Origin of the sequence: Sphingomonas sp., from assembly GCF_042091075.1 — a bacterium.
Lineage (GTDB): Bacteria > Pseudomonadota > Alphaproteobacteria > Sphingomonadales > Sphingomonadaceae > Sphingomonas.
On the sequence record NZ_JBELIE010000115.1, the window covers coordinates 1 to 10,763 of the forward strand.

General features: G+C 67.6%; 10 protein-coding genes. 4 read left to right on the forward strand and 6 right to left on the reverse strand.

Translation table 11 applies throughout. The annotated features are described in order from the left end of the window. Together ACFDSW_RS11750 and ACFDSW_RS11755 are read right to left on the reverse strand one after the other, a co-directional pair. The coding region (locus tag ACFDSW_RS11750) for a DUF389 domain-containing protein (protein ID WP_375250477.1) at positions 1-358 on the reverse strand (358 nt) is incomplete at its 3' end. Between the two features lie 25 nt (positions 359-383). After that, positions 384-1,592, reverse strand: coding sequence for a hypothetical protein (locus ACFDSW_RS11755; protein ID WP_375250478.1), 1,209 nt, complete (start codon positions 1,590-1,592; stop codon positions 384-386). 146 nt (positions 1,593-1,738) lie between these two features. Between ACFDSW_RS11755 and ACFDSW_RS11760 the strand changes: the two genes are divergently transcribed. Next, positions 1,739-3,247, forward strand: a complete 1,509-nt coding sequence (locus ACFDSW_RS11760) for a tryptophan halogenase family protein (RefSeq protein WP_375250479.1) — start codon at positions 1,739-1,741, stop codon at positions 3,245-3,247. After that, positions 3,244-3,921: a DUF6445 family protein gene (locus ACFDSW_RS11765; RefSeq protein WP_375250480.1), complete on the forward strand. Its 678-nt coding sequence runs from the start codon at positions 3,244-3,246 to the stop codon at positions 3,919-3,921. The genes ACFDSW_RS11760 and ACFDSW_RS11765 overlap by 4 nt, the downstream gene beginning before the upstream one ends. Here the strand turns inward: ACFDSW_RS11765 and ACFDSW_RS11770 are convergent. From ACFDSW_RS11770 to ACFDSW_RS11785, 4 genes are all read right to left on the reverse strand, one after another. Then, positions 3,896-5,968, reverse strand: coding sequence for a hypothetical protein (locus tag ACFDSW_RS11770; RefSeq protein ID WP_375250481.1), 2,073 nt, complete (start codon positions 5,966-5,968; stop codon positions 3,896-3,898). The two genes, ACFDSW_RS11765 and ACFDSW_RS11770, sit on opposite strands and share 26 nt — an antisense overlap. An 80-nt stretch (positions 5,969-6,048) precedes the next feature. Further along, complete coding sequence (locus ACFDSW_RS11775; protein WP_375250482.1) at positions 6,049-8,643, reverse strand: TonB-dependent siderophore receptor; 2,595 nt, start codon at positions 8,641-8,643, stop codon at positions 6,049-6,051. A gap of 165 nt (positions 8,644-8,808) precedes the next feature. After that, a complete protein-coding gene (locus ACFDSW_RS11780; RefSeq protein ID WP_375250483.1) occupies positions 8,809-9,057 on the reverse strand; it encodes a hypothetical protein in 249 nt (82 codons plus the stop codon). 60 nt (positions 9,058-9,117) lie between these two features. Beyond that, positions 9,118-9,843: an arylesterase gene (locus ACFDSW_RS11785; protein WP_375250484.1), complete on the reverse strand. Its 726-nt coding sequence runs from the start codon at positions 9,841-9,843 to the stop codon at positions 9,118-9,120. Between the two features lie 37 nt (positions 9,844-9,880). Here ACFDSW_RS11785 and ACFDSW_RS11790 point away from each other — a divergent pair, with 37 nt between their 5' ends. Then, positions 9,881-10,540: an ABC transporter ATP-binding protein gene (locus ACFDSW_RS11790; protein ID WP_375250485.1), complete on the forward strand. Its 660-nt coding sequence runs from the start codon at positions 9,881-9,883 to the stop codon at positions 10,538-10,540. Beyond that, on the forward strand, positions 10,537-10,763 hold a 227-nt coding region (locus tag ACFDSW_RS11795; protein ID WP_375250486.1), incomplete at its 3' end, for a hypothetical protein. The genes ACFDSW_RS11790 and ACFDSW_RS11795, both read left to right, overlap by 4 nt.

Genomic DNA, 10,763 nt, shown 5'->3' on the forward strand with positions numbered 1-10,763 from the left:
AGGCGACCGCCGCCCCCGCACCGATCGCAATCGCCTTCAGCGACCGTCGCAGCTCTCGAAAATCGAACAGCGCCAGGCTGAAACCGAAACCGAGGATCGGGTTCATCAACGGCGAAATCAGCATCGCGCCGATCACGACGGCGGGCGACGACAGCAACAGCCCCAGCACCGCGATCCCGGCCGACATCATCGTCATGAAGGCGAAGCGCGGGCTCCAGCCGCTTTCCTCGGTCACCCGCGCCAGCACAGCCTGGTGATCGACGCGCCCGACGACGGATCGACGCCACCAGCGATACAGCGCGATGCGACCCAGGCGCCCCGACGAGGCGGGCCGATCCTCTGCGGCGGTCGATGTCATGGGCGGCCAGCCCCCTTCCGCGGCGTCAGCTTTCGGCCGGGGCGCCAACCGCCACCGCCGTCAGACAGATCATACCAACCACCACGAAGCCCACCCGATGCCGCCAGTCGCCGATGCCGTGCCTGGTCGCGACCGCGAAGGCGAGCACGCATTGCAGCGCATAGAACAACGCGAACGCACGCGACGACAGCGCCACCACCTCGAACGGATCGGTCAGCCACACGACCGCGACCGCGAGCAGACCCGCCAGCGCGAAGGCGAGCGGCACGCTGATGTGCCGGCGGGACACCTCGTTGACCAGCCCACCCGCGCCGATCGAATCCGCGACCGCCGCGCTCAACTGGCTGGAGACCGCGCCGGCCAGCACGAAGATCCCCAGTGCGGGCGCGATCAGCTCCATGATGTCGAGAATGCCGGCAACGCCCTCGGTCTGCGCGGCGCGCGACAGGAACGGCGTCAGCAACGCGATGAACGCCAGATAGATCACCGCCGCGATCCACTGCGCGTGGCGCATCGTCCTGATGCGCAGCGCCGCCGGATATTCATGGCCGAGGTATCGCGATGTTTCGAACCCCTGGACGGTGATGATGAGCCCCAGCAGCATCGGAATGCTCGCCCAGCCGATCCGCGCGGGCGGCAGCGGTTGTGCCGCACCGCCCATGCCCCATGCGATCCCCAGCGCCACCAGCAGGCCGGCGATGATCCCGATCTTGATCGACACCGTTCCGTGCGCGAGGTGCTCCACCTTGCGCAGGTCACCGCCTAGCGCGAGCAACGTCATCGCCGCGATCAGCACCGTGACGACGACATTGGCGACGAGCGGCTGCCACGCGGGATCGACCGCGATCGGCTTCAGGGAGAATTCGGCCAGCAACTTCAGATAATAAGCGACGGATACCGCATAAGCGAGCGCCAGTACCCCCTGTGTCACGCGCGCGGTCCAGGCAATCGGATCGGCGAAGCGTGCCGTCGCCAGATGATCCTCGACGTGGCGGATGTTGAAGCGGATGACCCACCCGGCCGCATAGGCCACCGCCAGCAGCGCCGCCATCGCGACGATCGCGGCACCGCCGAATTCCCGCGCGAGCAACGGGCCGCAGATCAGAAATCCCGATCCGATGATCGACGCCAACGGCGTGACCGTCGCGCGCCAGGCGTCCGATCGGGCGAATGGGCTAAAGGTCAGCAGCGCCGCGACGATGATCGCCACGGCGAGCGCGATGATGACAATCACGATGCTCTCCCTTGCGGCGCAATGACCGGCCGATACGCGCCTCGACACTCAAGATACGGGTGCCGCCTGTCAACACGCTTGAAACCGGCACTTTGATCCCGGATCCCGGCTTGGCGGCCGCCACCGGGATCGGCTAGGCCGTCGCGATGTATCGTGAACGTCGTATCGCCCGCGTGACCATCCTGGGAGGTGGCACCGCCGGCTGGATGACCGCGGCCGCGCTCTCGCGCAGTTTCGGTGACAGCATCTCGATCACGCTGCTGGAATCGGAGGAGATCGGCACCGTCGGCGTCGGCGAAGCGACGATCCCGACGATCCATTGGTTCAACGAGCTGATCGGCCTGAACGAGGCGGATTTCCTGCGTGCCACGAAGGCGACGTTCAAGCTGGGGATCGAGTTCGTCGACTGGACCGCGCCCGGCCAGCGCTATTTTCATCCGTTCGGACAATATGGCGCGGCGCTGCCCGGCGTCGCCTTTCATCACCGCTGGCTGAAGGCGCGCGCCGACGGGCTCGACCTGCCGCTGTCCGCGCTGTCGCTGGCGACGCGGCTCGCGGTGGAAGGACGGTTCGCCAAGCCACAGGGCGACACGCGGTCGATCCTGTCGACCCTGGGCTATGCCTATCATTTCGACGCCGCGCTCTATGCGGCTTATCTGCGAAAGCTCAGCGAGGCGCGCGGCGTTCGGCGGATAGAGGGCAAGCTGCGCGACGTGGAGCGTCATGCCGATAGCGGTTTTGTCACCGCGCTGACGACGGAACGGGGCGAACGGCTCGCCGCTGACCTCTTTATCGACTGTTCCGGCTTTCGCGCGCTGCTGATCGATGGCGCGATGGCCGAGCCGTTTGAGGATTGGTCGCACTGGCTGCCGTGCGATCGCGCCGTTGCGGTGCCGAGCGCGCGCACCGCCGCCACGACGCCCTATACGCGATCGACCGCGCGCGCGGCGGGCTGGCAATGGCGCATCCCGCTGCAGCACCGCACCGGCAACGGCTATGTCTATGCCAGCGCGCAGATCGGCGATGACGAGGCCGCGGCGACGCTGCTCGCCAATCTGGATGGGGAAGCGCTGGCGGCGCCACGCTTCCTGCGGTTCGTCGCGGGGATGCGGCGGCGGCCGTGGCGCGGCAATGTCGTGGCGATCGGGCTCTCCTCCGGCTTTCTCGAACCGCTCGAATCGACCAGCATCCACCTGATTCAGAGCGGCATCGCGAAACTGCTGACGCTGTTTCCCGAGCGTGATTGCGATCCCGCGCTGGCCGATCGCTTCAACCAGCTGTTCGCGCGCGACATGGACGGGATCAAGGATTTCCTGATCCTGCATTATCACGCCACCCCCGGTCGGCAGGACGCGCTGTGGCGACATTGCCAGACCATGTCCCTGCCCCCCACCCTGCAGGCGCGCATCGCACAATATCGCCGCACCGGCCGGCTGATGCTCGATTCCGAGGAATTGTTCCGGGAAGCGAGCTGGCTGGCGGTGCTCGATGGCCAGGGGATCGCGGCGGAGGGCTACAACCCGCTGGCCGACACGCTCGATCCGGCCACCAATCGGGCGCAGGTGCAGCAATTCGCCCAGGTGGTGGCGCGTGCCGCCCCTACGCTGCCGCTGCACGACGAGGCGCTGGCGGCGTTGCTCGAGCCGGCGGCGTGACCGCCCCCGAGATCGTCGCCCGGCGCATCGGCGCGGAACGGCAACCCATTGCGATCGTCGATCACTTCCACCCCGATCCGGACGGCTTGCGAGCCGCCGCCGCCCACGCCGCGTTCGAACCGGGGCGAAACCATTATCCCGGCGTGCGCGCAGCCCTGCCCGATAATTATTTCGCCCGTATCCGGCCGGCGCTGACCACCGTTCTGGCCGGGGTGTTCGCGCATCGTGGCGCGGTGTCGCTGATCGACGCCAGCTTCTCGATGGTGACGTTGCCGCCCGAGCGCCTGTCGCGCACGCAGCGCTTGCCGCATATCGATGCGCTCGCGCCGGATCGGATCGCGCTGGTCCATTATCTCAGCCCGCATGACAGCGACGGCACCGCCTTCTTCCGCCATCGTGCGACCGGGTTCGAGACGATCGATAGCGCGCGCTCGGCACAGTATCTCGCCGCGCTGAACGCGGAAATGGCGGCCCGGGGAGATGCGCCGACGGGCTATATCACCAGCTCGACGCCACTATTTGAACGGATTTCGCAAGTGGACGCACGCTACAATCGCTGCGTCCTCTATCGCAGCGCGCTGCTCCACAGCGGCGCGATCGCGCCGGATGCCGCGCTCAGCGACGATCCGGCGCGCGGTCGACTGACGGTTACCGCTTTCCTGTCGATCGCATGACGCGCGGCGGCTGCACCGCCAGATAGACGGTGCTCCACAATTGCGCGGCATTGGATTCGTCGGCGTCCTGCTGCCCCGCGCCGAAGGGCACCACGCGATAGCCGCCGTCACGATACGCCCATGACCACAGTTCCGAGCTTTGCGTCGCGCGCGTCGCCAGGATCGCCCGCCACAATCGCGCCTGCGCGCGGGTCAGCACCTCCCGCGTCGGCTGAGGCAGGTCACGCCGTGACAGCTGTCGCTCCAGCCCGGCGGCGAACAGCGCCTGCTGCCACGACCATACCACCGCACCGTGATAGGCGGCCGGGGTGAAGCGCCCCTGCGTCGGCGCATCGGCCTGCGCCGCATTGGCCACCAGAAGGCCGATATCGGTCATCAAACCGGCGGGGAACGGCCGCATCGCGGCGGTGACATAGGTGTCGAGGTCCTTGGGCGAAGGATCGGAGAACAGCAGCGCGAAGCCCTCGTCCGAATTGACGATCGGCACCGGCTTGCCCTGTTCGTCGAGCGACAGCGCATGGAAGGTGAGCGACGCCGATCCCAGCGCGGCGACCGCGGGCTGCGCGGGGATGCCCAGGCGGCGCGCATAGTCGCTGATCCGCGGCGCGGCCTGCGCGGCGGGGATCGATACGCGGAACATCGCGGGGGCGCGATCCCGCCATACCTTCGCCATCTCCTCAGCCTGCGACAGAGCGGCGCGATCCTGCGCGGTCATGTGGCCGTCGAGCAAACCGGCCCGCAGCAAACGCGCCGCCGCTTCCAGTGCGGCGGGCACCAACACCGCGTTCACATCATAGGGATAGCGGCCGCGCCCCAGGCCTTCGTTGCTGTCGCGCCACTCGCCGGTCATCCGCCCCTCGCCGATCGCGATCAGCCGCTCGAGGCCCGGCCGCTCCGCAAAGCCGCGCGCGTGGTCAACGACGAAACGCAGGTTGCGCACCAGCGCCGAGCCGGCCGCCTCGCGTCGCCCGGGCACGCCCTCGCTGTCGAGCGACCGCCCGAGGAACCGGCGCGCCGCCCCCGCGTCGGCATGATCGAGCAGGTAGGTCGCCGCCACCGGTGCCAGCATGTAATCGTCGTCGATCATGGCATAATCCAGCACGGCCGCGTCGCCGCTGCCGCCGTGCTGGCGCCGGTCGAGCACCGCGAATTCACCGATGCCTTCCTCATGCGCGACATCGCCGGCACGATCGAGCCGCACCAGCACCGATGCCAGCCCGGCCTCGATCGCCTGCGGCTGCAGCGCTGGCATCAGCAGCCGGACCGACATCAGCGTGTCGCGCCCGAAATAGGTCTGGAACCGCCACGACCCCGCCAGGAATTTCTCGCGATAGCTCAGGAAGCGCAAGGCATCGCGCGCCTCGGGATCGGCGGCGGCGCGCGCGGTCAGCAACTCGCCCGGCGCCAGTCCGGTCAGCGGCGTCTCACCGGTGGCGGCGGTGATGCGCAGGCGGATGCGGCCGTCCGCGCCCGGCAGGATCGTGGTGCCGTCCACGCGGCCGCCCAGCACCTCCAGCTTCAGGTAATAGCCCGGCGCACCGTCCAGCCGGCGGCGATAGCCGGTGATCGTGTTGCCGGTGACGGCGGGGGTGGCCTCCACCTCGTCCGGCAGGCGGCCGATCGACTGGTAATCGCGCAGGAAGCGGATCGACGACAGCACCGTCTTGAGCAGCGTCAGCCGCGGCGCGTCGATGCTGGCCACCGTAACCACGCCGTGCAACTGGCGCCCCGCCGCGCCTTCCGGCTCGGCCATGGTCAGCGGACGCGGCGCCTGTTCCAGCCGCCACATCGCCGGGCGATGCAGTCGCGCGAACCACTGGCCGGCGCCGCTGTTGCCCGCCGGAAACGCGACGAGGATGCGCGGATCGACCCCATTGCGCAGCAGCAGATGCGCCGCGACCGGCCCCTCGCGCACGAAGGCATTGATATTCTGTCCCTCGGTCAGGCGATAGGCGAGGTCAGGGGCAGGCGCCTCGCGCTCCGCCATCGCCATCCCCGCCCCCGTCACCAGCGCTGCGCCCAGCATCATGCGCGCCACTTGCTTCATCGCCATCTCCCGTCGACAAACGGGGCGCCGCGACCGTTGCCGGTCACGACGCCCCCCGATTTTCGTTCTACCCGCCCGGATCAGAAGCGGAAGGTCAGCGATCCACCATAAGTGGGGCCGACGATGCCACGGCCGTAGAAATAACCGTTCTGCACCGACTGCGTCTGTCCCTGGCGCGGATTGCCCTCGGTCAAGCCGACGACATTGAAGATGTTTTCCGCGTTCAGCCCAAGCTGCAACTGGGGCGTGATGTTGAAGTTCACCCCCGCGCTGGTGACACCATAGCTCGGCAGCGCAACCCCGTTGCCCGCATCGGCGAAGATCTTGCCGACGAACTTGTAGCGGCCGTAGATCTCACCCAGCCCGTTGGGCAGTTCGATTGTCGGGGTGACGGTCCACAATTGGGCAGGCGTACGCTCCGGCCGATTGCCCTCATAGCCCGCCTGGCTGGCTCCGTTGATCTGCAGGTCGACCAGCTTGGGATCCTGGAACACGCCCTGGAAGCCGACCGAGAACCACCGCACCGGACGCAGCGAAGCATCGATCTCGATACCCTTCGTCCGCAGATTGGCGTTGATGTTGTCGAGCAGCGTCGGGTTGGTCGGATTGATGAAGTTATAGTTCTGGTTGTCGAAATTGGTGCGGAACACCGTCACCGACCCGCTGAAGATACGCCCGTATTGGTAGCGCACGCCGGCTTCGTACAATTTGATCGCGGTGATCGGATCGACGTTGTTGGTCTGGAAGCCGTCAGCATAGCGCGCATAGATCGCCAGATTCGGCGTGATCAGATAGTTGGCACCGACCGTCCACGCGATCCGGTCCTGCTTGGCGCGGCGCGTGGTGAACTGCCCCGCGAACGTCGGACCGACGGTGCGGATCAATCCGCCCTGCCCGGCCGGCACCACCTGCTGGAAGCCGCCGCCGGCGACCGGCACGATGCCCAGCGCGGGGTTCGCCACGGCGGCGTCGACGCCGTCGAGCGCATAGGCGATGTCCTGCTCCCACCGGATACCGCCGTCGATACGCAGATGATCGCCGAGCGCGATTTCGTCGTTGGCGTACAGCGACAGCGCCTCGTCCTTGCGCTGACGAATGCCATTGCCCCAGTCGCCATAGGATACGAGGCCGCTGTCGGTCAGCGAACCGACGACGTTCGTGCCACCGCTCAACGCGACGATGTCATAGATGTCGCTGTTGTTCTTCACGTCGTTGACGACGCTCGCGGTGGCCGACTGGTTCTGGTCGCGCTTGACGTTGTAATACATCACGCCGGCGGTCAGCGAGTTCTTGATCCCGCCGGTTTCGAATTCCCAGCGCGCGCCGCCGTTGATGCCCAGATCACGTCCGCTTAAGCGATCGTGGTTCAGCGTCGAATATTGCAGAAGGCCGTTGCCGTTGAGCGCGTTGAGCGCCGCGGTGTCGTTGGCGCCGATCACCTGCCCGGTGCGGATGTTGCGGATGCCGAAGCTGGTCGCGGTCGGGAACGCCGCCTGGCCGAGCGCCAGCAGGTTCCGGATCGGCGACGTCGCGCCCGGCGTCAGATAGGTCGTCGCGCTGGCCAGGCCGGCGTTCGGGCTGCCCGTGCCCGGGAAGATGCCGTTGAAGTCATACGAATAATCGATGAAGCGGCCGCGCGCGAACAAGCTGATCGAATCCGACACCGGAATGTCGATGTCGAGCCGGACCTGATCATTGACCGAGCGGATGCCGTTGCGATTCCGGAACGGGCGATAGCCATCGGCCGACACGAAGGTCGATACCGGCACGCGGATCCCGGTGAAGGCGTCGCCGCCGATATTGTCCTTCTGGATGTCGAAGCCGGGAATGCCGGTGATCTCGCCGTCCTGGTAGCGATAGGCGAACGGCGCGTAATATGCCGTCTCCATATCGCCGCGACGGCCCGACAGCCGGATCGAGCCGCCCGAGGGCAGCCGATATTCCAGCGAACCCTTGAGGCGATAGCCCGCATAGTCATACGGGCTGCGACGCACGCCGGGGCTGCTCTGCACATAGCCGCCGAAATTGAAGGCGAGGTTGTCGGCAAGCGGCGCGGAATAATAGAAATCGGCGCGCTTCAGCCCGTAATTATAGCCGGTCAGCCGGACCGCGCCTTCGAACTTGTCGAAGTTCGGGCGCTTGGAGATGAAGTTGATCGTCGCACCGGCGCCGTTGACGGTCAGCACGCCCGACGAACCACCCTTCACCGCTTCCAGCCGGTCGATCGTCAGATCCTGCTGGAAGAAGAAGTCCGCGCCGCCACCGCCGTACAGGATCGGCATGCCGTCCTCTTCCAGCTGCACGAAGCGCTGCCCGCCGCCCAGCAGGCCGCGCACCGAATAATTGTTCGACGCCTCGCCCGCGGTGCCCTCGACGAAGATGCCCGGCACCAATTCCAGCATGTCCGCGGTCGAACGCGGCGCACGGCGATCGATCGCTTCGCGCGTGGCATAGGTGATGTCGGCCGAAGCGGTGATCAGCGGACGGTCGCGGCTGGTCTGGCCGGTAACGACGATATCCTGCAGGGCTTCGCCATTCTCGTCCACCGGGGCCGGGGCGGGTGCCTGGGTTGCGGCGGCGTCGGTGGCGGCGGCCTGTGCCCGGGCAGCTACCGGCATGAACGCGACACTAGCCAACAAGGCAGCTCGCACGCCGCGTGTAACCGTCTTCATCATGTACTCCAACCGTAACGCACACCACCCTGCGCAGGGTGCGGCGCTGATAGGAGCGGGTCCGAACCACCACAACGCCAGAACGCCGCCGAGCGTGCGTTCGCAACATCATGTTGCAGCGTTGCAACAACAGGGGGCGGTCAAGCGTCCAGCGGCGGCGATGGCTGGCTAGTCGGAGGAGCCGGCATTGGGTTGCTCACCAGTCTTCTGCTCACCCAGCCGCCCGGTGCCATGATACGCGCGCTCCGTCTGACCGCCCTGGAAATGATCGCCGTCTTTCCCGCTGTGCGGATTGGGATAGGCGCCCCCCTCACTCTCGCCCCCGCTATGGCGGCGGCTGGCGACCTCGCCATTCTCATCCGGTTCATGCCGGGTGGTGCCATGCCCGTCGGCCTGCATCGGCTGTTTGTCGGTCATGTCGGTATCCTCTTCTGTTCAAGGGCCCAACGACGCTGACCGCGCAAAGGTTCGACCGGGTTACCCGGGCGGCAGCGCGCTGAGCTGCTTCGCCACCAGCGGGGCGACACGGTCGGCGATCCGTGTCACGCCGGCGGCATTGGGATGAACCCCGTCGGTCAGCATCAGCCGCCGGTTGCCCAGCACCCCCGCCAGGATGAAAGGATCGAGCGCGGCATGATGCCGGCGCGCGAGATCGGGCCAGATCGTGTTGAAGCGCCCAGCGAAGTCGGGGCCGAGGTTGGGCGGCGCCATCATGCCGGTCAACAGGACCGGCACCTTGCGGCGGTCGAGTTCGTCGAGCATCGCGGCCATGTTGGCGCGCGTTTCGGCGGGGTCGAGCTGACGCAACACATCGTTCCCGCCCAGCCCCAGCATCACGAGATCGGGCTTCGTCTTCAGCCGGTCGAGCGTATAGGCAAGTCGCCGGCGGCCATCGGCGGTGGTGTCGCCGGAAACGCCCGCATTGATCACGGTCGCGTCGATCCCCTGCCCGCGCAGCCGCGCCTGGATGGCGTCGGGCAGGCTCTGCCCGCGCTGCAGGCCATAGCCTGCGTAAAGGCTGTCTCCGAACGCAAGGATGACGCGGCGGGGCCCGCCCACCGGCACCACCGGCGCCGCGCGCGATGGTGTCGCGGTCGGGCGCTGGCTGGCGGGCGCTGCCTCGTCGGGCGCGGCGCCGCATGCCGACAACAGCATCGCCGCTTGGAGAAGCGCTGCCCCGGCCACATATGGCGTCTTCGTCATCGTCTTGGGGACCCCCGCCCTTATGATCGCCCGTGATATGGTCATCCGCGCTGCGGATGTAAGGCTGACCCTTGGCGGTGCCACCCCGGTCGATATCCTGAAAGGGATCGACCTGCACGTGGCGGAGGGGGAAAGCGTCGCGTTGCTGGGCGCGTCGGGATCGGGCAAATCCTCGCTGATGGCGGTGCTGGCCGGGCTGGAGCGCGCCACCTCGGGGCGGGTCGAGGTGGCGGGCACCGATTTCGGCGCGCTGGACGAAGATGGGCTGGCGATCGCGCGCCGCGGACGGATCGGCATCGTGCTGCAGGCCTTTCACCTGCTGCCGACGATGACCGCGCTGGAGAATGTGGCGGTGCCGATGGAACTGGCGGGCCATGCCGACGCCTTCGCACGCGCTGCGGAGGAGCTGGCGGCGGTGGGCCTGTCGCACCGGCTGCATCACTATCCCGCGCAATTGTCGGGCGGCGAACAGCAGCGGGTGGCGATCGCGCGTGCACTGGGCACGCGGCCACGGATCGTCTTCGCCGACGAACCGACCGGCAACCTCGACACCGCGACCGGCGCGCGCGTGATGGACATGCTGTTCGCGCGACGCGACGCGACCGGTGCGACGCTGATGATCATCACCCCTGATGCCGCGCTCGCCCAGCGCTGCGACCGGATCGTGGAAATGGTCGACGGCCGGATCGCGGCGTGAGCGGCTGGGCGCTCGCATGGCGGCTCGCCCGCCGCGATCTGGCGGTGCGCTTTCGCGGACTGCGCCTGCTGTTGCTGTGCCTGTTCCTCGGCGTCGGCGCGCTGGCGGCAATCGGCAGCCTGGGGGACGCGATCGCGCGCGAGCTGGCGACGCGCGGGCAGGCGCTGCTCGGCGGCGATGTTGAGATGGCGGTATCGCAACGTGTCGCCGAACCGGACGAACT

What these genes read in the sequence shown, in the direction of transcription:
- ACFDSW_RS11760 (WP_375250479.1), top strand. Translation starts at nt 1,739, where the DNA reads ATGTATCGTGAACGTCGTATCGCCCGCGTGACCATCCTGGGAGGTGGC.
- ACFDSW_RS11790 (WP_375250485.1), top strand. Translation starts at nt 9,881, where the DNA reads ATGGTCATCCGCGCTGCGGATGTAAGGCTGACCCTTGGCGGTGCCACC.
- ACFDSW_RS11775 (WP_375250482.1), bottom strand. Translation starts at nt 8,643, where the DNA reads ATGATGAAGACGGTTACACGCGGCGTGCGAGCTGCCTTGTTGGCTAGT.
- ACFDSW_RS11770 (WP_375250481.1), bottom strand. Translation starts at nt 5,968, where the DNA reads ATGAAGCAAGTGGCGCGCATGATGCTGGGCGCAGCGCTGGTGACGGGG.
- ACFDSW_RS11785 (WP_375250484.1), bottom strand. Translation starts at nt 9,843, where the DNA reads ATGACGAAGACGCCATATGTGGCCGGGGCAGCGCTTCTCCAAGCGGCG.
- ACFDSW_RS11780 (WP_375250483.1), bottom strand. Translation starts at nt 9,057, where the DNA reads ATGACCGACAAACAGCCGATGCAGGCCGACGGGCATGGCACCACCCGG.